Origin of the sequence: Qipengyuania sp. R86523, from assembly GCF_044596365.1 — a bacterium.
Classification (GTDB): domain Bacteria; phylum Pseudomonadota; class Alphaproteobacteria; order Sphingomonadales; family Sphingomonadaceae; genus Qipengyuania; species Qipengyuania citrea.
In genome coordinates, this window is the sequence record NZ_CP138997.1 from 2,112,306 (window position 1) to 2,132,623 (window position 20,318).

The following is a 20,318-nucleotide window of genomic DNA, read 5'->3' on the forward strand; positions in this document are numbered from 1 at the left end:
CTCTTCTATCGGCCCCGCTAGGCAAGATTACAAGAGGATTACGATGCTGCCCCATCCGGGTGCTTGCCACGCAATTCGGCGATCAGGCCGCGCACCGCATCCTCGGTCTGCGCCAGCGTGCTGCCGGTGTCGATGATATGATCGGCGCGCCCGCGCTTTTCGCTGTCGGGCGTCTGCAATTCGAGGATGTGGGCGAATTTCTCTTCGGTCATCCCGGGCCGGGCGAGTACGCGCTGGCGCTGGGCCTGCGGCGGGGCCGACACCACCACCACGCTGTCGACCATTCCGGCACCGCCTTTTTCGAACAACAGCGGGATGTCGAACACGACCAGAGGCGCGCCCGCATGTTCGATCAGGAAGGCCTCGCGCCGTGCCGCGACCGCAGGGTGGACCAGCGCCTCGAGCCGGGCCAGCTCCGCGGGATTGCCAAACACCAGCGCGCCGAGCTTTTCGCGCGATACGCCGTCCGCATCGGTGCTGCCTGGGAAGGCCTGTTCGATCGCCGGTACCAGTTCCCCTGAAGGGCCCTGCAGCGCGCGGACTTCGGCGTCGGCATCGAAAACCGGCACGCCGGCCGCTTCGAACATCCCCGCGACCGTCGATTTGCCCATGCCGATCGACCCGGTGAGCCCCACGATAAGCGGACGAGTCATCCGCCAAGCCTTTCGCGCAACGCGGCATCGTCGCCGCGCGGCGGAGCGACGCCGAAGAAATGGGTGAAGGCTGCGGCAGCCTGCCCGATCAGCATCGCGAGGCCATCGATGGTGGCAAATCCCGCCGCGCGCGCCCCGGACAGGAATGGCGTATCGACCGGATCGGTCACGATGTCATAGGCGATCGAACCCGGCGGCGCATGACTCCAGTCGAATGCCAGCGGAGGCTGTCCGCGCATTCCGAGCGGCGAGGCATTGATGATCAGATCGCAGCATCCTTCGCGGTCGTCGAAAGCGAAATCGCTTGGCCCGGCGAAGTGATCGAGCGGCGCGACATGGTGGTCGCCCGCGGGATCGATCTCGTCGAGCAATGCGCGCGCCTTGTCGGGGTTGCGGCCCGCCAGCACCAGAGTGAAGCCTTCCTTCGCCAGCCCGGCCACGATCGCACGTGCCGCGCCGCCCGTGCCCAATATCCGCGCCATGCGGAAATAGTGCCGGTGGCCCAATCGTTCGGTGAGGGGTTCGAGAAACCCTGCGACATCGGTGTTGCGGCCCACCAGCTTGCTATCGGCCGCCCTGACGACTGTGTTCACAGCCCCGACGCGCCTGGCCAGCGGTTCCAGCCGGTCAAGCAGCGGCATGATCGCCTGCTTGTGCGGCATCGTCACATTGCAGCCCCGCCATTCGGGATCGGCCCTGCGCTCCTGCAGATAGGCAGCCAGCCCGTCACCGGTTACATGCGCCGCCCGGTAATCCGCATCGAGCCCGAGCTGCTCGATCCAGAAACCGTGGATCACGGGGGATTTGGATTGGCGGATCGGATCGCCGATGACTTCGGCATAGGCGGTCATGCGGGCAGTGCCCCCTCTTCGCGCAAGGCGCCCAGGACCTGGAGCAGCGGCATGCCGAGCACGGTGAACTGGTCGCCAGCGATGCTGTCGAACAATTGTACCCCGGGCCCTTCGATCCGGAAAACGCCGACGCAATAGGACACCGCGGGCCATTCGGCATCGAGATAGGCCTCGATGAACGCGGCGCTGAGTTCGCGAACCCTGAGGCGTGCGAAATCCGAGCCCATCCACAGGATTTGCGACCCGCGTGCCAGCGCCGCGGCGCTGTGCAGCGTCATGACCTTGCCGGAGAATGCCCGCAGATGGTCGGCCGCATCGGCGCGGCTGGCGGGCTTGTCGAAACGCCGGCCACCGACCTCGACCAGCGAATCGGAGCCCAGCACCAGATCGCCAGGAAGGGCTGACGAAACGGCAGCGGCCTTTGCCGCAGCCAGCGCCTGCGCGATTTCGGCCGGTTCGGCGCCGGCCATCTCGTTCTCGAGCGCGCGTTCGTCGATATCGGCGCCCCTGGCGGTGAACGCGATCCCGGCGGCTTCGAGCATCGCCTTGCGCGAGGCGCTGTTCGAAGCGAGGACGATCCCGCTGCCATCGAGTGTCATATCGGCTTGATTCCCTGCTGGCTGCCACGCGCCTCGCGCTCGTTGTACAGGCGAATGACCGCGGCCGCGGTTTCCTCGATCGAACGGCGCGTCACGTCGATCACCGCCCAGCCATTGTCGGCAAACATGCGGCGGGCGAACTTGACCTCGTCCTTTACCCGTTCGTTATCGACATAGTCGGTTTCGCGCTCCTCGTTGAGCGTCAGCAGACGGTTGCGCCGGATCTGCACCAGCCGTTCGGGCGCGGTGGTGAGGCCGACGATCATCGGATGCTTCAATTCGAACAGCTTGGGCGGGGGCGGGCTCTCGACAACCAGCGGGATATTGGCGACCTTGTAACCGCGGTTGGCGAGGTAGATGCTGGTCGGCGTCTTCGAACTGCGCGAAACCCCTGCAAGCAGGATATCCGCCTGTTCCCATTCCTCCCAGCCGATCCCGTCGTCATGGGCTATGGTGAACTGGATCGCTTCCACGCGGTTGAAATAGGCCTGGTCCATGGCGTGCTGGCGACCCGGGCGGCCGTGCGCTTCCTGACCCAGCGCCTTTTCCAGCGCCTCGGTCACCCGGTCGAGAATCGGCACGGCGGGCAGGCCGAGCTGCGTACAGGCTTCTTCCAGCCGGTGGCGCGTTTCCGGATTGACCAGCGTGAACAGCACCAGGCCGGGATTGCCCTTGAGTTCGGGAAGGATCCGCTCGAGATGCTGCCGGCTGCGAACCATCGGCCAGAAATGGCGAACGACGTCGGCATCCTCGAACTGGGCAAGCGCTGCCTTGGCCAGCATTTCCAGCGTTTCGCCGGTGGAATCGGACAGCAGATGCAGGTGGATGCGGTTGGAAATGGCTCGATCCCGGTGCCTGTGGAGAACAAGGGCATAAACCACGGGAGAAAGCTGGCGACAAGTTCGGGGAGGAAAACGCTCCCCGATACGAGTCCTCCACGGGCCGATTCCCGCACAGCAAATCCGAGTTTTGCGCAGCCCCGGGGATAGCAGGGATAAGTTTGACTCGACTCAGACGGCTGGGCGAGTCGCTCACGCGCCTCGACCCTTTGCAGCGCGGGAGAAATCGGGCAGGGGCCGGTTATCCCTGAAATCCACAGGGCCAACAGACACCATCAACCTCTATATATACTATTATTTTATTGGATTGGACTCAGCGATGCCCGGTCTCCTGCTCGATACGCTGAACGGCAAGCCCGCCGATCGGACCCCCCTGTGGCTCATGCGCCAAGCAGGGCGCTATCTTCCCGAATATCGCGCGCTGCGGGCCGAAAAGGGCGGGTTTCTCGCGATGGCTTACGACAGCGAAGCGGCGTGCGAGATTACCCTGCAGCCGATCGACCGGTTCGGCTTCGACGGGGCAATCCTGTTTTCCGATATCCTGATCGTACCGCATGCGCTTGGTCAGCATCTCGAATTCATGGCCGGCGAAGGGCCGAAGCTTTCGCCGCCGCTGGTCGATGCGGTTCTCGCCGACCTGACGCCTGATCCCACCCGCTACGATCCGATCTACGAGACCGTGCGCCTGTGCCGCAAGCGGCTGCCCGACGGTGTGACCATGTTGGGCTTTGCCGGCAGCCCGTGGACGGTGGCGACCTATATGGTCGCGGGCGAGGGGAGCCGCGACCAGCATGCCGCGCGCGCGATGGCCTATGCCGATCCGGGCAAGCTGGATGCCATCCTTGACCGGATCGTGTCCGAGACGATCACCTATCTCTCCGGCCAGATCGCCGCCGGGGCCGAAGCGGTGCAGCTGTTCGACAGCTGGGCGGGCAGCCTGGCGCCCGACGAATTCGAACGCCTAGTGATCGCCCCCAATGCTGCGATCACCACTGCCCTGCGCGAACGCCATCCGGAAACGCCGATCATCGGTTTTCCCAAAGGTGCGGGAGAGAAATTGCCCGCCTATGCGCGCGAAACCGGGGTTGATGCTGTCGGGGTCGACGAAACGCTCGATCCGGAATGGGCTGCGCGCGAATTGCCCGCCGGCATGCCGGTCCAGGGCAATCTCGATCCGCTGCTGCTGCTTGCCGGAAGCGACCGGCTCGAACAGCGGGTTCGCACGATTCTCGAAGCGTTTGCGGGCCGGCCGCATGTCTTCAATCTCGGCCACGGGATCGACCGCCGCACGCCGATTGCCCATGTCGAGCGATTGATATCCACCGTTCGTGCGTTCGAGGGGTGACGCGGCGGTGAGTGGTCCCTACATGAAGTTTGAATGCAGGATTTGCTTGCCATGACCTATCTCTGGCTCAAGGCCGGACACATCATTTTCATGGTGTTCTGGCTCGCTGGCCTTTTCATGCTGCCGCGGCAGATGATCTACCTTCACCCCGCCAGCCCCGGGTCCGATGAATCCGCCCTGTGGGCGAAGCGGATAGGGCTGCTGCGCAAGGTCATCCTCACTCCCAGCCTGATCGTGGTGTGGGTTCTGGGACTGCTGCTGGCAATGACCATCGGTGCCTGGGACCAGGGCTGGTTCCACGCCAAGCTGCTCTTCGTCCTGCTACTGACGGCGTTTCATGGGATCATGGTTGCCCGATCGAAGAAAATGATCGCCGGCGATCGTCCGATGAGCGAGAAACAGCTCCGGATGTGGGGCGAATTTCCCGGCATCATGCTGGCGATCATCGTGATCCTGGTTATCGTCAAACCCTTCTGACGAGCGGCGCGTCGCTTTGTGAATTGACGGCCCGACAGCGGGCCCGTATTCCGTGCCCACCCACCGGCGATAGGCCTCGCATATCGACGAGGCCGGGTCCGCTTTCTCCAAGCCCATACCGACCCGCCGGCCATCCAAACCCGAATACCGAGTAAAACTGATATGCATCTCAAGGATCTCAAAGAGAAAACCCCGGCCGATCTGGTCGCGATGGCCGAAGAACTGGGCGTCGAAGGTGCCTCGACCATGCGCCGGCAGGACCTGATGTTCTGCATCCTGCGCGAACTGGCCGAGGACGAGGAATACGAAGAAAAGATCATGGGGATCGGCACCATCGAGGTGCTGCAGGACGGCTTCGGCTTCCTGCGCAGCCCCGAAGCCAATTATCTCGCCGGTCCCGACGATATCTACGTTTCGCCCAATCAGGTCCGCAAATGGGGCCTGCGTACCGGCGATACGGTCGAAGGCGAAATCCGTGCGCCGCGCGAAGGCGAGCGCTATTTTGCGCTGACCGAGATCTACAAGGTCAATTTCGACGATCCCGATGCGGTCCGCCATCGGACCAATTTCGACAATCTCACGCCGCTGTACCCGGAAGAGAAGCTGTCGCTCGACACGCTCGACCCCACGGTCAAGGACAAGTCGGCGCGCGTCATCGATATCATCTCGCCGCAGGGCAAGGGCCAGCGCGCGCTGATCGTCGCCCCGCCACGCACGGGTAAGACTGTGCTGTTGCAGAACATCGCCAAGGCGATCACCGACAACCACCCCGAGGTTTTCCTGCTGGTCCTGCTGGTCGACGAGCGCCCCGAAGAAGTCACCGACATGCAGCGCAGCGTGAAGGGCGAGGTCATCTCCTCGACCTTCGATGAACCTGCCAACCGCCACGTGCAGGTCGCTGAAATGGTTATCGAAAAGGCCAAGCGCCTGGTCGAGCACAAGCACGATGTCGTGATTCTGCTGGACTCGATCACCCGCCTGGGGCGTGCCTACAACACGGTGGTGCCCAGCTCGGGCAAGGTGCTGACCGGCGGTGTCGACGCCAACGCACTGCAGCGGCCCAAGCGCTTCTTCGGTGCAGCCCGGAATATCGAGGAGGGCGGTTCGCTGTCGATCATCGCCACCGCGCTGATCGATACCGGCAGCCGGATGGACGAAGTGATCTTCGAAGAGTTCAAGGGCACCGGCAACAGCGAAATTGTGCTCGATCGCAAGGTCGCCGACAAGCGCATCTTCCCCGCGCTCGACGTGGGCAAGAGCGGCACGCGCAAGGAAGAGCTGCTGGTCGAAAAGGACAAGCTGTCGAAAATGTGGGTCCTGCGCCGCATTCTCATGCAGATGGGGACGATCGACGCCATGGAATTCCTGCTCGACAAGATGAAGGATTCGAAGACTAACGAAGACTTTTTCGCGACCATGAACCAGTAGGGGTTCGTACGCGATGCCCGTCCAGAGAGCCGCCATTACTGGGGCTCCCGGGGCGGGCAAGTCGACGCTGCTGGCAGAGCTGTCGCGCCGCGGCGTGGCGACGGTCTCGGAAGTCGCGCGGACGATCCTGAAATCCGCCGGCGGCATGGCGCTTCGCGAAGAGGATCCGCTCGCCTTCGCCGATGCAATGCTCTCAGCGCAACTGGCGGCATGGGAAGATAGGCAGATCGAGGGGTCGGTCGTATTCGACCGTGGCTTTCCCGATATTGCCGGTTTCCTGCGGGTCGAAGGACTACCCGTCTCCGACGAGATTACGCGGGCATGCGATGAATATCGTTTCGAGGGGCCGATCTTTCGCGCACCGCCGTGGCGCGCGATCTACACGCCCGACGACGAGCGGATCCAGGATTGGGAAGAAGCCATTGCCAGCGACCGGGCCGTGTGTGCGGCCTGGCGCGACCATGGCTATGCGCTGATCGACCTGCCCATGGTTTCCGCCGAGGAGCGCGCGTCGTTCGTTCTCGCGCGCCTATGATGCTTTCATCGCCTCCAGCATGGCCGCCATCTGCTCCCAGACCTTGTTGACCGCCTTCAGCGGCCGCACCATGACCTTGAAATCGACGATCTTGCCGTGTTCATCGAAACGGATCAGGTCGATGCCGTTGACGTGGACACCGTCCATTTCGGTGATGAACTCGAGCATCGCATTATCCCCGTCGACGAGCTCGCGGACGTATTCGAAACTGTCGTTGCCGAGCGTTTGTCCCGCAGCAGCGAGATAGGCGACCACGAGATCGCGCCCCTGTTGCGGGGTGTGGACGACGGGCGAATGGAACACGGCATCTTCATGGATGATCGCGGCGAGCGCCTTGGGCGAATTGCCGCCCTCGATCACATCGTGCCATGCCTTGAGTCCGCGTTGCGCCGTCATATCGCCTCCCTGAATGTCTCCGCCCGAGCGGCGGCCCAGGCGTGGGCATAAGGGGTCGATTCGGGCAAGTCGAGCAGCGCGCCGGGTTGGAGAAAGCCGTGCAGGCGATCGAGGCTATCCGACTGCGCGCCATTGAGCCGTTCGGAGATGTCGCCGGGTTCGATCTGCCAGGGATTGTCGAGCCCCATCGCGACCACCATCTCGCGGAATGAGTGCAGCGTATGGCGTTGAAAACGCGCGACTCTCTCGGCTTTTTCCATGGGCACGAGGCCACGCTGGCGGGTCGCATCCTGCGTGGCCACTCCCGTCGGGCAGGTATCGGCATGGCACTTCATCGATTGCACGCAGCCCAGCGCGAACATGAAAGCGCGGCCCGCGTTGCACCAGTCTGCACCGAGGCCGAGATTCATCGCCATGCCCGCGCCTGAATGGACCATGCCCGCAGCGGCCAGTTTCACTTCGCTCTTGAGACCGGTCCCGACGAGCGCATTGCGGACAAGGATCAGTCCTTCGCGCAGCGGCATGCCCACGCGGTTGGAGAATTCCACCGGTGCCGCGCCGGTGCCGCCTTCCGCGCCGTCGACCACGATATAGTCGACCGTGATACCGGTTTCGCGCATCGCTTTCATGATGGCGAAGACTTCATGGGGCTTGCCAACGCACAGCTTGATGCCGACCGGCTTTCCGCCCGACAGGTCGCGCAGCTGCGCAGCCCATTCGAGCATGCCGGTGGGCGTGGAAAAGGTCGAATGGGCCGGAGGCGAGATGCAATCGGTGCCGACAGGGACACCGCGTGCCTCCGCAATTTCCTCGGTGACCTTGCTGCCAGGCAGGACGCCGCCATGGCCGGGCTTGGCGCCCTGGCTGAGCTTGATCTCGACCATTTTGACCTGCGGATCCTGCGCGGTTTGTGCAAACTGATCGGAATCGAAGGAGCCGTCATCGGTCCGGCAGCCGAAATAGCCGCTGCCGATTTCCCACACGAGGTCACCGCCGTGCGAACGGTGATAGCGCGAGATGCCCCCTTCGCCGGTATCGTGGTAGAAATTGCCCGCGGCGGCCCCCTTGTTGAGCGCCATGATCGCATTGGCCGACAGCGATCCGAAGCTCATCGCGGAGATATTGAGGAGCGAGGCCGAATAGGGCTGCGCACATTGCTTGCCGCCGACATCGACCCGCCATTCCGACGGGGCCTGCGCATTGGGCACGACCGAATGGGCAAGCCATTCATACTCGTCCGAATAGACATCGAGTTCGGTCCCGAAGGGATGCGAATCGAGCTGGCCTTTCGCCCGGGCGTAGACGAGGGCGCGCTGCTGGTGGTTGAACGGGCGTCCCTCGAGATCGCCTTCGACGATATAGGCCCGCGCATAGGGGCGCAGGTCTTCCATGATCCAGCGGATATGCGCGAGCAGCGGGTAATTGCGCCACAGCGTGTGCTGGCGCTGGAAGAAATCGTACAGCGCCAGCAACAGCAGAGGAACGGTGACTACCAGGCCCCAGCGCAAGGGTTCGACCAGCAGGAAGACCGCGCAGAGTAAAGCGACGACCGCGGTCGGCCCGAACCGCATCAGCAGTTCGGACAACTCGCGCAGATTGGCCCGGTTGCGCATCAGGCGAGGTGCTGGGTGAAGAACTCGCTTGTGCGCTTGTCGGCCAGCTGGGCCGCTTCTTCGGACCGCCGCTTGCCGAACTCGGTGGCAAAGCCGTGATCGAGCCCCTCGTAGTCATACAGCGTGACCTTGGGGTGATCGTCCAGTCCTTCGTGCATGGCCTTCTGCGTATCCTTGTCGACGAAGCCGTCCTCGGTCGGCACATGCAGCATCAGCGGATGGGCAATGGCATGCTTTTCATCCAGCAGGCCGTCGATGCCAACTCCGTAATATCCGACGCTCGCATCCACGTCGGTACGCGCGGCAGTCATGTAGGCGAGGCGGCCGCCAAGGCAGTATCCAACGCAACCAACTTTCGCGATCTTCTCCGCTTCGCGCACCTGTTTGATGGTTGCTTCGATGTCGCGGATGCCCTGATCCTGATCGAACTTGCCCATCAGATCGAGCGCGCGCTGAAATTCCGGTTCGACATCGGGATCGAGCTCGATCTTCGGTTCGAGCCGCCAGAAGAGGTCGGGAGCAATGGCGAGATAGCCGTCTTCGGCGAGACGATCGCACTTACGGCGGATCCCCGCATTCACGCCGAAAATTTCCTGGATCACGACGATCGCGGCCTTGGGGGAGCCGGCCGGCCGCGCCACATAGGCGGTGAACTCTTCGTCGCCGGACAGGGCGGTGATAGTGACGGTTTCGCTCATGGTGGTTTGGCTCCCTCGCTTCGTTTGGTGTCTTACGCTTGCATGACGCGTGATGCGGACCCAGATAGGCTCCTGCAAGCCATAACGGAGAAATCGCGATGAAGGTCCATATCGAAATCGACTGTTCGCCCGAAGAGGCGCGGACCTTCATGGGCCTGCCCGATGTCGGCAAGGCGAACGATGTCTATGTCGACATGATGTCCAAGGCGATGAAGGGTGTGAACAACACCGAACAACTTCAAGAATATGCCAAGCAATTGGCTCCCATGGGCCAGGCGGGGTTCAAGCTGTTCCAGAGCTTTATGGAAGGGGCCAATGCGGCGCGCAGTTCCTCCGCAAAGAAGCCGTCGGACGACAGCTGAGCCATTCTTTGCATGGATGACACGATCTTCGCGCTGTCGAGCGGGGCTCCGCCGGCGGCCATCGGTATTATCCGTATAAGCGGCCCGCGATCGGGCGCGGCATTGGCCGAACTGGCAGAAAAGCTGCCTCCGGCGCGGTCCCCGCGGGTGCGGACGCTGCGTGATCGGACCGGTGCCGTCCTGGATACGGCACTGGTTCTCTGGTTTCCCGGACCGCAGACCGCGACCGGCGAGGATCTTGCCGAAATTCACTGTCACGGGGGCAGGGCGGTAATCGCCGCGATCTCCCGCTCACTTGCTGACATGGATGGATTGCGCGCCGCCGAACCCGGGGAATTCACCCGCCGCGCCTTTGCGAACGGTCGGATGGACCTCGCCGAGGCCGAGGGTCTTGCGGATCTGCTTGCAGCTGAAACCGAATTGCAGCGGCAGGGCGCCCTTCTTTCCGCTGGCGGCAGCCTGTCAGAGCGCATCGATGAATGGCGCAGCCGGATCCTCGGGTTGGCTGCTGCCGTCGAAGCTGTCATCGATTTCGCAGACGAGGATGATGTCGCAGGCCTTCCGCCCGGTTTCACCGATGAAACTGCAAATCTCGTCGCGGAAATCCGCCGGGTCGCCGGGCGGCCCGAGGCGGAGCGTTTGCGGGATGGTGTCCGAGTGATACTCGCAGGCCCGCCCAATGCAGGGAAATCTTCGCTTTTCAACGCGCTGCTGGCCGATGATGCGGCGATCGTGACACCCGAAGCCGGAACGACCCGCGATGTGCTGGAGCGCTCCGTTGGCATTGCGGGAGTGCCATTCGTGCTGGTCGATACTGCGGGCATGCGCAAGGAAGGGGCGGGCGTGATCGAGGAGATGGGCATCCAACGCGCACGCCGGGCCGTCGAATCGGGTCAGATCGTTCTATGGCTGGGCGAACCGGTGGAGGCGCCCGATGGCTCGATCATCGTCGCATCGAAAAGCGACCTTGGATCGGCGGACCAGGGGCCGGCCGATGTGAAAGTTTCATCTGTAACGGGGCAGGGCATGGACCGCTTGGTCGACATGATCGTCGAGCGGGGGAAGGCCGCGCTGCCCCCGGTGGACCGGATTGCCTTCAACCGCAGGCAAAAGGAATGCGCGCTCGCGGCCGCTGACAATCTAGCGCAGCTTGACATATCGGGTGATCTCCTGATTGGGGCGGAACGGCTGCGCAGCGCCCGGCGCGCGCTAGATCGGCTGGTTGGGCGCGATTCGACCGAGGAAATGCTCGACGCGTTGTTTGGGCGGTTCTGTATCGGCAAATAGTGTTTCACGTGAAACACGGCTTTTTGACGCGTGAGGCGGCGCCGGTTAAAGGGCCCGTCTGATGCACGAATTCGATGTCCTTGTTGTCGGCGGCGGCCACGCCGGAGTGGAGGCGGCCTGCGCAGCTGCCCGGATGGGTGCGCGAACGGGGCTGGTGAGCCTCGATCCCCACAAGATCGGCGCGATGAGCTGCAATCCCGCGATCGGTGGATTGGGCAAGGGGCATCTCGTTCGGGAAGTCGATGCGCTCGATGGCGTGATCGCGCGAGCGGCCGATGCGGCAGCAATCCACTACCGGATGCTCAATAGATCGAAGGGCAGCGCGGTCTGGGGGCCACGTGTGCAGGCGGACCGCTCGTTGTTCCGCACCCAGGTCCAGGCCATCGTCGCCGAAGAGGCATTGCTGACCGTGATCGCCGGAGAAGCGGCGGCCCTGCTGCTATCGGGCGGCGCCGTTTCGGGCCTCACACTTGCGGACGGGACAAAGCTTCTCGCGCCCGCCGTCGTCCTTTGCACTGGCACTTTTCTTGGTGGTGTTCTCTACCGGGGGGAGGAACGGTTCGAGGGGGGCAGGATAGGTGAGGGCGCAGCGCACCAGCTCGCCGAGCAGCTGCGTGGCGCCGATCTGCCCATGGGCCGGCTCAAGACCGGCACCCCGCCGCGGCTCGATGGGCGCACCATCGATTGGGCAAGCCTCGAAGAGCAAGCGTCGGATAGTGACAACTGGACGATGAGCGCCTTGTCCGGCGCGCGTGTGAACCCTCAGGTGTTTTGTGCCATCACTCGCACGAACGAGCGGGCACACGATATCATCCGCGCAAATCTCGACCGGTCCCCCCTGTTTTCGGGCGCGATCGGAGCCGCAGGGCCGCGCTATTGCCCGTCAATCGAAGACAAGATCCATCGCTTTGCCGACCGCGACGGGCATCAGGTGTTCCTCGAACCGGAGGGGCTAGATACGAACCTTGTCTATCCCAACGGCATCTCCACCTCGCTTCCCGTTGACGTGCAGCTCGGCATGTTGCGCGAAATGGACGGACTGGCACGCGTGGAGATGGCGGTGCCCGGATATGCCGTCGAATACGATCATATCGACCCCCGGGCGCTCCGGTCTACACTCGAACTGCATGCCATTCCCGGTCTCTACTGTGCCGGCCAGATCAATGGCACCACGGGATATGAAGAGGCGGCAGCACAGGGTCTGGTGGCCGGGATGGGCGCCGCGTCCGCGGTTCTCGGCAAACGACCGGCAGCGCTCGATCGGGCAAATTCCTATATCGCCGTAATGGTCGACGACCTCACGCTCCAGGGGATTACTGAACCCTACAGGATGCTGACTTCTCGCGCGGAGTACCGGTTGCGGCTGCGGGCAAGCAATGCCGATACGCGGCTCACGCCCCTTGGCATCGAATGCGGCATTGTTGGAGAGCGACGCGCAGATTGGTACCGGCAACGCGAACAGCGGCGCGCGGAGTATGAGGAAAGGTTCGCCACCCAGATACACTCACGCGATCTGGTCGAGGCGGGGTTTCACGTGAAACAGGACGCGGGACCGCGTTCGGCGTCGGAATGGCTGGCTGCAGGCCATATCGACCTAAGCGAGGCAGCGCTCTGGATTGCGGTGGATCCGGTCGATCCGCTTGCAGTAGAAATGGCGGAGGACGCTTTCTACGCCCCTTATCTGGCGCGCCAACAGGCCGAACTCAGCGATTTGCGCAAGAGCGAGACACAGGTTCTTGCGCCCGATTTTCCTTTCGCCAGCGTGCCCGGCCTTTCGAATGAGATGGTCGAACGATTGTCTCTCGCCAAACCCGAGACGCTCGCCGCGGCCAGTCGGATACGCGGCATAACGCCTGCGGCGCTTGCCGCTCTGCTCGTTCATGCGCGCAAGCTGGACCGTGCAGCGTGACCGCGATTGCGGATGAGAGCGAGGCGAGGGCCTATGTCGCTTCCCTGTGTGACGGTATCGCCATGGACCGACTGGCGAAATTGAGCGATCTGCTGATCGCGGAGAATGCTTCGCAGAACCTGGTCGCCAAAGCCACTATTCCAATTGTCTGGCAAAGGCATATTGCCAACTCGGCACAGCTCCTCGAACTTGTCCCGGCCACGCAGGCACCATGGCTCGACCTCGGGAGTGGAGCGGGTTTCCCGGGCCTAGTTATTGCCGCAATGCGGCCCGATCTCGAAGTAATATTGGTGGAATCGCGCAAGCGGCGGGTGGATTGGCTCGAACGTGCCAGAGAGGGGTTGGCTCTCGAAAACTGCCGCGTCGCAGGCTGCAGGCTCGAGGACGTCGAACGGATCGATGCCGGGACGGTCTCTGCTCGTGCCTTTGCGCCACTCGACCGCTTGTTAGGCTTGGCCGGGCGCTTCTCCACAAAGACAACCGATTGGGTGTTGCCCAAAGGGCGTTCGGCAGCGCAAGAAGTGCAGGGACTGCCGAAGAATCGCCGCAAGATGTTTCACGTGGAACAGTCTCGGACCGATCCCGACGCAGGCGTCGTCGTAGGACGCGGCCAGTGGAGCGCTAAACCATGATCACCATTGCAATTGCCAATCAGAAGGGCGGGGTGGGGAAGACCACCACCGCGATCAACATTGCTACGGCGATGGCAGCGACCGGATGGAAAACGCTGCTGATCGATCTCGACCCGCAAGGCAATGCATCAACTGGTCTGGGCGTTGCGGGCGCCGACCGCGAATACACGAGCTACGATCTGCTGCTCGATCAGGGTACATTGACGGAATGCGCGCAGCCTACCGACATTCCCGGGCTCGACATCGTACCAGCGACGCAGGATCTATCCGGAGCCGAAGTTGAACTGGTTTCGGTCGATGATCGCACCGCGCGCTTGAGGAAGGCGCTGGATACGCAGGGATACGATGTGTGTTTCATCGACTGCCCACCCTCGCTGGGATTGCTGACGCTCAACGCGCTCTGCGCGGCCGATTCACTCCTTGTCCCTCTGCAATGCGAATTCTTCGCGCTCGAGGGGCTAAGCCAGCTCCTCCAGACGGTCGAACGGGTCCAGCAGGGCTTCAATTCCGACCTCGGCATCATCGGGGTCGTCCTGACCATGTTCGACCGCCGCAACCGTCTGACCGATCAGGTTGCCGACGATGTGCGCGATTGCCTGGGCAAGCTGGTTTTCGAGAACGTGATTCCGCGCAACGTCCGGCTCAGCGAAGCGCCCAGTCACGGGATGCCGGCGCTGGTCTATGACCACAATTGCTCGGGCAGTCGCGCGTATATCGGGCTGGCGCGCGAATTGATCGGGCGTCTCCCGCAGAAAAGGAAAGCGGCATGAGCGAATCTTCCGCAAGCACCGGCCCTCGGCAGATCGATCGCAAGAAGAAGCTCGGCAAGGGCCTTGGCGCGCTGCTGGGCGAAACCCGCCGCGAAGAGCCGCTGGTCCGCTCGGATAGCGGCCAGAACCAGAATGATGGGCAGGCGCAGTCGTCCGCAACGACGGCGGAACCGGCGGCGAACGGCCTTACCTCGATTCCCGTTGCGAATATCGAGCCGCTGCCCGGTCAGCCGCGTACGCATTTCGACGAGGAAAGCCTCAATTCGCTGGCTTCCTCGATCGCCACGCGTGGTGTGATTCAACCGATCATCGTCTCGCCGCTGGGCAAGGGGCGCTATCGGCTGGTTGCGGGTGAGCGCCGGTGGCGCGCCGCGCAGCGCGCCCGGCTGCACGAAATTCCTGCGCTGGTGCGCGATCTCGACCAGCGCGAGGTGATGGCGCTGGCGCTGATCGAGAACCTCCAGCGCGAAGACCTCAATCCGGTGGAAGAAGCGCGCGCGTACCAGAAGCTTTCCGAAGACGATGGGATGACGCAGGCCGAAATCGCCAAGCTGGTCGACAAGTCGCGCAGCCATGTGGCCAATTTCCAGCGTCTGCTCGCCTTGCCGGACACGGTTCTGGCGCTGGTGGCCGATGGTGCGCTTTCGATGGGCCACGCACGGGCGCTTATCGGGCGCGAGGAAGCCAGCGAACTGGCGCAAAAGGCCGTGTCCGAAGGACTGTCTGTGCGTCAGATGGAAGCGTTGACCCGCAAGCCGCGCACGCGCCAACCATCATCCTCGGCCGGCACCACGCATGGCGCCGCTGGCGATGATGCCGATATCGCAGCGGTGCAGGGTCATCTGGAGGAGTTCCTCGGCATGCCCGTCAAGATCACCACCGATACGACGCCCAACAGCGGCGCAGTCACCATCCGCTTCCGCACGCTGGATCAATTAGACCTTATTTGTCAGCGCCTTACCGGCGGTGATATCTAGGCAGCCCATTCGCCGAACGCTTTCGCGCGAACTGACTACGGGCTGCGAAGCCGTGATCAGTTGGCGGGCGTCCCGTCACGGTAGACGCTCATCTGCGGCACTTCGACGGTAACCGGCACCAGCATGTACTGGCCCGGCTGGTTGTACTGCGTTGCGCCGGCATCGGCTGTGGCCCGTTGCATGTAATCGTCGAGATAGGCCTGGCACTGGCTGCGGCTGTCGCTGCGGCGACGCGAACCGTCTTCGATGGCATCGCCGGCGGCCATGCCCGCCAGCGCGCCTGCGCCTGCGCCGATCAACGTGCCGGCGGTGCGATTGCCGCTTCCCGCGATGCGGTTGCCGAGCAACCCGCCCGCTGCCCCGCCAAGCAGCGCGCCGATGATTTCGCCCCGTTCGCTGTCGTTTTCATAGGTGTCGAGCCGCACCCGGCATTCCTCGATCCAGGCGTTGCGATCGAAATCGACGACCTGCGATCCGGCAGGCAGATAAACCGAGGTGGCGTTTGGCGCCGGCTGGTAGCCCCCGGCATATTGCGGCTGGGCGCCGCCCGCGGACCCGCCGCGGTAGATGACGCGCGAAGCGCCGCCCGCAGCCTGCGTCACCATGCCTTCCTGTGCCGGATAGACATAGACCACCTGCGGTGGCTGCTGGATGTAGACATAGGTCGGCTGGGCTTGCTGCACTGCAGGCACGGCGCTGCGGTTCTGAATCGAACGCACGGCCAGTGCGGGTTGCGCCTCGGTTTGCTCAAACACGTAGTATTCGGGCTGCGAGGGATCGATCGGCTGGATCGTCGGGGACCGGACGAATACGGGCGTCTCGGCGCGTGCGGGAATGCTGCGCGCTGCGCCAACGGGCTGGTCCGCAGCTGCGGCTTCAATCGTTTCGGTGACGACGTCGTCGTCCAGTTCGGGTAGCGCCTGCGCATACTCATACTCCCCGGTCTCGTAGGAGATCGTGTTCTGCGCCGAAACATGCGCCGGTTGCAGCGCGATCGTCAGCGCGATCAGGGGAAGGGTAGTGCGGACAGTCATGATGCGTGTTCCTTTGAGCGACTCGATCACGATCGATGCCGAAACCATGCCTGCACGTTAGCATTGCCCCGCATGCACGCCAAAGTGCGCTGCCGGGGTGTTCCGCTATGGGGCAGCCGGTTCAGATGCGATCGGCGAGCATCGCTGCGAGCGCTTCGATTCCGGCAGCGTCGTGCTGGTCGAAGCGGCCCTTCTCGGGGCTGTCGAGATCGATCACCGCAATAGCCTTCCCATCCCGCAGGACGGGCACCACCAGTTCCGAATTGGTCACCGAATCACAAGCGATGTGACCGGGGAAGGCGTGAACGTCTTCCACCAGCTGAGTCATCGCTTCGCTCGCGGCAGTCCCGCAGACGCCCTTGCCCAGCGGGATGCGGATGCAGGCCGGGCGGCCCATGAAGGGGCCGAGCACGAGTTCGCCATCGACCATGCGGTAGAACCCCGCCCAGTTCAGCTGGGGGAGGAAGTCCCATAGCAGCGCCGCGACATTGGCCATGTTGGCCACCGCATCGCGCTCGCCCGCAGTAAGCGCCCCCGCCGCGTCGAGCAGCTGGCGATAGGCTTCGGGCTTGGGCGTGCCCGCATCGGGTCGGAAATCGAACATGGTGGGCGATGTAGCGCGGCGCGCCCCGGCTTCAAGCCCCATTGCCCGCGGCACGCGGCTCGCTTATCCCAGCGCCATGGGTATCCTCAAGAAACTGGGCATCGCGCTCCTCGTCATTGTGCTGGTCGCTGTAGTCGCCGGCTATTTCCTCACCCGCGGCGACACCGCCGATGTCGCCTTCGACGAGACGGTGGGCACCGACCCGACGCTCGACGAACCCGAAGAAGAAAGCATTCCCACGGTCGCGATTGCCGAGCCGGTCGGCTGGGGCGAGGATGAACTGCCGACCGCTGCCGAGGGACTGGCAGTCACCCGGTTTGCCGATGGGCTCGATCATCCGCGCACGCTGCAGGCCCTGCCGAATGGCGATATCCTGGTCTCGCTGACCCGCGCGCCCAAGATCGATAGCGGCGAAAGCAACTTCTTCCGTGATCTCGTTGCCGGTTTCCTGTTCCGCAAGGCCGGGGCCGGGGGGGAAAGCGCCAACCAGGTCGTGCTGCTGCGCGATAGCGATGGTGACGGTGTTGCGGAACGCCGGTTCGTCCTGCGGGAGGGTCTCAATTCGCCGTCCGGCCTCGCCTGGGGGGATGGCACGCTGTACATCGCCAATCACGACGAGGTACTCGCCTTCGATTACGAACTTGGCGCAACGCGACTTGCCGGCGAAGGGCGCAAGATCGCCGATCTTGCCGAGGGCACGGGACACTGGATGCGCAATCTCGCGCTCCATCCCGATGGCGACCGGCTCTATGCTGCAGTGGGTTCGAAATCGAATATCGCCGAAGACGGTCTCGAAATCGAGGAAGGCCGTGCGCTGATCTGGGAGATCAATCTCGAAAGCGGGCGCCAGCGCGTCTTCGGGGTTGGCCTGCGCAACGCCAACGGGCTCGATTTCAGCCCGTGGTCGGGCGAATTATGGACCACGGTCAACGAACGCGACATGCTCGGTTCCGACCTCGTGCCCGATTATCTCACCAATGTCCCGGTGGGCGTTCATTATGGCTGGCCGTGGATCTATTTCGGCGACAATTTCGACCGCCGCGTCAAATATCCCATTCCGCAGGCGCTCAGCTACGTCCGCACGCCCGAATACGCTCTCGGTCCGCATGTCGCGGCGCTCGGTTTCGTGTTCAGCGAAGGCGGCGCGAAAATGGGTCCCGATTTCGCCAGCGGCGCCTTTGTCGCACGGCATGGCTCGTGGAACCGCAAACCCCCTTCGGGCTACGACGTGGTCTACGTCGCCTTCGACGAACGCGGCAATCCCATCGGCAAGCCGCAACCGGTCCTGACCGGCTTCCTACAGGGCGATGGCACCACGCGGGGTCGGCCGACATGGGTCGAATGGGCTGCCGACGGATCGCTGCTGGTTTCGGATGACACCGCCGGGATCATCTGGCGGGTTCATGCCCCGGGCGCCGAGGCGCAGGACGCGATCGAACGGGTTACCGGCGACCGGCTGCCCGCGCAGCGTGAGCTACGCGGGCAGGAAGCGAGTTTCGGCGAAGACGATTTCGCGCGTCGCGTGACCGCCGAATAGATCAGCCGACGAACTGTTCGGCCGTAAGCGCGTAGAGCGGTTCGGCCCCCGCCGTCGCTGCGGCCCGGAGCCCGCTGGCCTCGGGCACGATACGGTCGAGGAAGAAACGCACCGTCGCTGTCTTGGTCGTAGCCTGTGCGCTGTCGCTGTCGCCAATCGCGCGGCGCTGGCGCAGCAATTGCCACCCCGCCACGGCGACAGCGAACATGGTGCAGAACGGCACTGATCCGGCCAGGCGATCGTCAAGGCTCGCTTCATCACGCATCCATCCCGCGACGGCTTCGCAATCCGCTGCCAGCGCGGCAAGCGCGGGTTCGTCGCCAGCATCGCGCGCGATATCCGCGATCAGTCCCGACAGCGCCTGGCCGCCGTCCATCCCCAGCTTGCGGGTGACGAGGTCGGCGGCCTGGATGCCGTTGGTGCCTTCATAGATCGGCGCGATGCGCGAATCGCGCCAATGCTGCGCCGCGCCGGTTTCCTCGACGAAGCCCATGCCGCCATGCACCTGCACCCCAAGGCTGGCGACTTCGATGCCGATATCGGTGCCCCATGCCTTGATCAGCGGGGTGAGCACTTCGCCGCGCGCCTTAGCATCGTCATTGCCCAGCGTCCCGCGGTCGACCTGGCCTGCAGTGTAATAGAGCAGTGCGCGAGCGCCTTCGGTCAGCGCCTTCATTCGCAGCAGCATGCGGCGCACGTCGGGATGTTCGAGAATGGCGACGGGGGCCTTGTCGGGCGAACCGGCCCGCGCGGACTGGATCCGCTCGCGTGCGTACATCTGCGCCTGTTGGGTGGCACGCTCGCCGATCTGCACGCCCTGGTTGCCGACATTGATGCGCGCGTTGTTCATCATCGTGAACATCGCCATGAGCCCGCGGTTCTCCGCGCCGACCAGTTCGCCGATGCATTCGCCTTCGTCGCCATAGGACATCACGCAGGTGGGCGAGGCGTTGATGCCGAGCTTGTGTTCGATGCTGACACAGCGAACATCGTTGCGTTTCCCGAGCGAACCGTCGGCTTCGACATGGTATTTGGGCACGATAAACAGCGAGATGCCCCGGCTTCCTTCCGGCGCATCGGGCACGCGGGCGAGGACCAGGTGAATGATGTTTTTCGCCAGCTCGTGCTCACCCCAGGTGATGTAGATTTTCTGGCCCTTGATGCGGTATTTGCCCGCATGTTCGCCGTCCTCGATCGGGTGGGCGGTGGTGCGCAGCGCGCCGACATCGGAGCCTGCCTGCGGTTCGGTGAGGTTCATCGTCCCCGACCATTCGCCGCTGACCAGCTTGGGCAGGTACTTTTCCTGCAGCTCTTTCGACCCGTGGTGTTCGAGCGATTCCATCGCGCCGACGCTGAGCATGGGCAGCAGGTTGAACGCCATGTTGGCCGTGCCGAGATTCTCGAGCACGTTGCACGACAGCGTGAAGGGCAGGCCCTGGCCGCCGAACTCGACGGGGCCGGCAATCGCATTCCAGCCCTGCTCGACGTAATGTTCGTAAGCTTCGGCAAAGCCATCCGGCAAGTGGACCGTGCCATTTTCGAGCCTGGCGCCTTCGAGGTCGCCCACCCGGTTGAGCGGGGCCCATTCGCCGGCAGCGAATTCGCCAATGCCGCTTACGATCGCCTCGACCATATCGGGCTCGGCGGCAGCAAATCGTTCGGATTGCGCCAGCTCTTCGATCCCGGCGTTTACGCGGATGGCGAGCAGCTGGTCCTGGGTGGCGGGGGTATAGGTCACTTCGGTTCCTCTTGGCTTTGGCTGGCGTGCAGAT

21 protein-coding genes are annotated in these 20,318 nt (G+C 63.6%); 11 read left to right on the top strand and 10 right to left on the bottom strand.

Going from position 1 to position 20,318, the window contains the following annotated elements; translation table 11 throughout:
* Positions 1 to 38 precede the first annotated feature (38 nt).
* Genes coaE through SJY12_RS10390 form a run of 4 tightly spaced genes read right to left on the bottom strand, consistent with a single transcriptional unit; the run spans position 39 to position 2,885 of the window.
* Positions 39 to 653 (bottom strand): dephospho-CoA kinase, encoded by a 615-nt coding sequence (gene coaE / locus SJY12_RS10375; RefSeq protein WP_397505303.1) that lies wholly within the window; start codon positions 651 to 653, stop codon positions 39 to 41.
* Positions 650 to 1,504 (bottom strand): shikimate dehydrogenase family protein, encoded by an 855-nt coding sequence (locus SJY12_RS10380; protein ID WP_397505304.1) that lies wholly within the window; start codon positions 1,502 to 1,504, stop codon positions 650 to 652. The genes coaE and SJY12_RS10380 overlap by 4 nt, the downstream gene beginning before the upstream one ends.
* Entirely contained in the window at positions 1,501 to 2,103 is a 603-nt protein-coding gene (locus SJY12_RS10385) for a Maf family protein (protein ID WP_397505305.1), read from the bottom strand. The genes SJY12_RS10380 and SJY12_RS10385 overlap by 4 nt, the downstream gene beginning before the upstream one ends.
* Positions 2,100 to 2,885: a pyruvate, water dikinase regulatory protein gene (locus tag SJY12_RS10390; RefSeq protein ID WP_063506023.1), complete on the bottom strand. Its 786-nt coding sequence runs from the start codon at positions 2,883 to 2,885 to the stop codon at positions 2,100 to 2,102. The genes SJY12_RS10385 and SJY12_RS10390 overlap by 4 nt, the downstream gene beginning before the upstream one ends.
* Positions 2,886 to 3,261: 376 nt before the next feature.
* Here SJY12_RS10390 and hemE point away from each other — a divergent pair, with 376 nt between their 5' ends.
* The 4 genes from hemE (at position 3,262) to SJY12_RS10410 (ending at position 6,727) form a co-directional block, all read left to right on the top strand.
* The gene (gene hemE / locus SJY12_RS10395) at positions 3,262 to 4,287 is read left to right on the top strand and encodes a uroporphyrinogen decarboxylase (protein WP_050601485.1); all 1,026 of its coding nucleotides are present in this window, start codon (positions 3,262 to 3,264) and stop codon (positions 4,285 to 4,287) included.
* Positions 4,288 to 4,320: 33 nt separating this feature from the next.
* Positions 4,321 to 4,764: a CopD family protein gene (locus tag SJY12_RS10400; protein ID WP_230832224.1), complete on the top strand. Its 444-nt coding sequence runs from the start codon at positions 4,321 to 4,323 to the stop codon at positions 4,762 to 4,764.
* 162 nt (positions 4,765 to 4,926) lie between these two features.
* Positions 4,927 to 6,192: a transcription termination factor Rho gene (rho, locus tag SJY12_RS10405; protein WP_050601483.1), complete on the top strand. Its 1,266-nt coding sequence runs from the start codon at positions 4,927 to 4,929 to the stop codon at positions 6,190 to 6,192.
* 13 nt (positions 6,193 to 6,205) lie between these two features.
* Entirely contained in the window at positions 6,206 to 6,727 is a 522-nt protein-coding gene (locus tag SJY12_RS10410) for an AAA family ATPase (RefSeq protein WP_397505306.1), read from the top strand.
* Here SJY12_RS10410 and SJY12_RS10415 read toward each other — a convergent pair.
* Genes SJY12_RS10415 through SJY12_RS10425 form a run of 3 tightly spaced genes read right to left on the bottom strand, consistent with a single transcriptional unit; the run spans position 6,722 to position 9,434 of the window.
* Positions 6,722 to 7,123 carry a nuclear transport factor 2 family protein gene (locus SJY12_RS10415; RefSeq protein WP_397505307.1) on the bottom strand — a complete coding sequence of 134 codons (402 nt, stop codon included), beginning with the start codon at positions 7,121 to 7,123 and terminating at the stop codon, positions 6,722 to 6,724. The two genes, SJY12_RS10410 and SJY12_RS10415, sit on opposite strands and share 6 nt — an antisense overlap.
* The gene (locus SJY12_RS10420) at positions 7,120 to 8,736 is read right to left on the bottom strand and encodes an FMN-binding glutamate synthase family protein (protein ID WP_397505308.1); all 1,617 of its coding nucleotides are present in this window, start codon (positions 8,734 to 8,736) and stop codon (positions 7,120 to 7,122) included. Before SJY12_RS10420 ends, SJY12_RS10415 begins: the two co-directional genes overlap by 4 nt.
* Entirely contained in the window at positions 8,736 to 9,434 is a 699-nt protein-coding gene (locus tag SJY12_RS10425) for a dienelactone hydrolase family protein (protein WP_050601480.1), read from the bottom strand. The genes SJY12_RS10420 and SJY12_RS10425 overlap by 1 nt, the downstream gene beginning before the upstream one ends.
* Before the next feature lie 98 nt (positions 9,435 to 9,532).
* On the opposite strand from SJY12_RS10425, the gene SJY12_RS10430 reads away from it, so the two are divergent.
* From SJY12_RS10430 to SJY12_RS10455, 6 genes are all read left to right on the top strand, one after another.
* Complete coding sequence (locus SJY12_RS10430) at positions 9,533 to 9,796, top strand: DUF6489 family protein (RefSeq protein ID WP_050601479.1); 264 nt, start codon at positions 9,533 to 9,535, stop codon at positions 9,794 to 9,796.
* A 12-nt stretch (positions 9,797 to 9,808) separates the two neighbouring features.
* Positions 9,809 to 11,083 (top strand): tRNA uridine-5-carboxymethylaminomethyl(34) synthesis GTPase MnmE, encoded by a 1,275-nt coding sequence (gene mnmE / locus SJY12_RS10435; RefSeq protein ID WP_397505309.1) that lies wholly within the window; start codon positions 9,809 to 9,811, stop codon positions 11,081 to 11,083.
* A gap of 61 nt (positions 11,084 to 11,144) precedes the next feature.
* On the top strand, positions 11,145 to 12,992 hold the full coding sequence (gene mnmG, locus SJY12_RS10440) for a tRNA uridine-5-carboxymethylaminomethyl(34) synthesis enzyme MnmG (RefSeq protein ID WP_397505310.1): 1,848 nt from the start codon (positions 11,145 to 11,147) through the stop codon (positions 12,990 to 12,992).
* Entirely contained in the window at positions 12,989 to 13,624 is a 636-nt protein-coding gene (gene rsmG / locus SJY12_RS10445) for a 16S rRNA (guanine(527)-N(7))-methyltransferase RsmG (protein WP_397505311.1), read from the top strand. The genes mnmG and rsmG overlap by 4 nt, the downstream gene beginning before the upstream one ends.
* Positions 13,621 to 14,394: a ParA family protein gene (locus SJY12_RS10450; protein WP_050601476.1), complete on the top strand. Its 774-nt coding sequence runs from the start codon at positions 13,621 to 13,623 to the stop codon at positions 14,392 to 14,394. Before rsmG ends, SJY12_RS10450 begins: the two co-directional genes overlap by 4 nt.
* Entirely contained in the window at positions 14,391 to 15,371 is a 981-nt protein-coding gene (locus SJY12_RS10455) for a ParB/RepB/Spo0J family partition protein (protein WP_397505312.1), read from the top strand. Before SJY12_RS10450 ends, SJY12_RS10455 begins: the two co-directional genes overlap by 4 nt.
* Before the next feature lie 56 nt (positions 15,372 to 15,427).
* On the opposite strand, the gene SJY12_RS10460 is transcribed toward SJY12_RS10455, so the two are convergent.
* The gene (locus SJY12_RS10460; protein WP_397505313.1) at positions 15,428 to 16,405 is read right to left on the bottom strand and encodes a glycine zipper 2TM domain-containing protein; all 978 of its coding nucleotides are present in this window, start codon (positions 16,403 to 16,405) and stop codon (positions 15,428 to 15,430) included.
* 121 nt (positions 16,406 to 16,526) lie between these two features.
* Positions 16,527 to 17,009, bottom strand: coding sequence for a GAF domain-containing protein (locus SJY12_RS10465; RefSeq protein ID WP_160766242.1), 483 nt, complete (start codon positions 17,007 to 17,009; stop codon positions 16,527 to 16,529).
* Between the two features lie 76 nt (positions 17,010 to 17,085).
* Here SJY12_RS10465 and SJY12_RS10470 point away from each other — a divergent pair, with 76 nt between their 5' ends.
* The gene (locus tag SJY12_RS10470; protein ID WP_397505314.1) at positions 17,086 to 18,546 is read left to right on the top strand and encodes a PQQ-dependent sugar dehydrogenase; all 1,461 of its coding nucleotides are present in this window, start codon (positions 17,086 to 17,088) and stop codon (positions 18,544 to 18,546) included.
* Position 18,547: 1 nt separating this feature from the next.
* Here SJY12_RS10470 and SJY12_RS10475 read toward each other — a convergent pair whose 3' ends face one another.
* A complete protein-coding gene (locus SJY12_RS10475; RefSeq protein ID WP_397505315.1) occupies positions 18,548 to 20,284 on the bottom strand; it encodes an acyl-CoA dehydrogenase in 1,737 nt (578 codons plus the stop codon).
* Positions 20,285 to 20,318 lie beyond the last annotated feature (34 nt).

Bases quoted from the DNA above. Each gene is read 5' to 3' on its own strand.
- coaE (WP_397505303.1), bottom strand. From the start codon at position 653: ATGACTCGTCCGCTTATCGTGGGGCTCACCGGGTCGATCGGCATGGGC.
- SJY12_RS10380 (WP_397505304.1), bottom strand. From the start codon at position 1,504: ATGACCGCCTATGCCGAAGTCATCGGCGATCCGATCCGCCAATCCAAA.
- SJY12_RS10385 (WP_397505305.1), bottom strand. From the start codon at position 2,103: ATGACACTCGATGGCAGCGGGATCGTCCTCGCTTCGAACAGCGCCTCG.
- SJY12_RS10390 (WP_063506023.1), bottom strand. From the start codon at position 2,885: ATGCTGGCCAAGGCAGCGCTTGCCCAGTTCGAGGATGCCGACGTCGTT.
- hemE (WP_050601485.1), top strand. From the start codon at position 3,262: ATGCCCGGTCTCCTGCTCGATACGCTGAACGGCAAGCCCGCCGATCGG.
- SJY12_RS10400 (WP_230832224.1), top strand. From the start codon at position 4,321: ATGCAGGATTTGCTTGCCATGACCTATCTCTGGCTCAAGGCCGGACAC.
- rho (WP_050601483.1), top strand. From the start codon at position 4,927: ATGCATCTCAAGGATCTCAAAGAGAAAACCCCGGCCGATCTGGTCGCG.
- SJY12_RS10410 (WP_397505306.1), top strand. From the start codon at position 6,206: ATGCCCGTCCAGAGAGCCGCCATTACTGGGGCTCCCGGGGCGGGCAAG.
- SJY12_RS10415 (WP_397505307.1), bottom strand. From the start codon at position 7,123: ATGACGGCGCAACGCGGACTCAAGGCATGGCACGATGTGATCGAGGGC.
- SJY12_RS10420 (WP_397505308.1), bottom strand. From the start codon at position 8,736: ATGCGCAACCGGGCCAATCTGCGCGAGTTGTCCGAACTGCTGATGCGG.
- SJY12_RS10425 (WP_050601480.1), bottom strand. From the start codon at position 9,434: ATGAGCGAAACCGTCACTATCACCGCCCTGTCCGGCGACGAAGAGTTC.
- SJY12_RS10430 (WP_050601479.1), top strand. From the start codon at position 9,533: ATGAAGGTCCATATCGAAATCGACTGTTCGCCCGAAGAGGCGCGGACC.
- mnmE (WP_397505309.1), top strand. From the start codon at position 9,809: ATGGATGACACGATCTTCGCGCTGTCGAGCGGGGCTCCGCCGGCGGCC.
- mnmG (WP_397505310.1), top strand. From the start codon at position 11,145: ATGCACGAATTCGATGTCCTTGTTGTCGGCGGCGGCCACGCCGGAGTG.
- SJY12_RS10450 (WP_050601476.1), top strand. From the start codon at position 13,621: ATGATCACCATTGCAATTGCCAATCAGAAGGGCGGGGTGGGGAAGACC.
- SJY12_RS10455 (WP_397505312.1), top strand. From the start codon at position 14,391: ATGAGCGAATCTTCCGCAAGCACCGGCCCTCGGCAGATCGATCGCAAG.
- SJY12_RS10460 (WP_397505313.1), bottom strand. From the start codon at position 16,405: ATGACTGTCCGCACTACCCTTCCCCTGATCGCGCTGACGATCGCGCTG.
- SJY12_RS10465 (WP_160766242.1), bottom strand. From the start codon at position 17,009: ATGTTCGATTTCCGACCCGATGCGGGCACGCCCAAGCCCGAAGCCTAT.
- SJY12_RS10470 (WP_397505314.1), top strand. From the start codon at position 17,086: ATGGGTATCCTCAAGAAACTGGGCATCGCGCTCCTCGTCATTGTGCTG.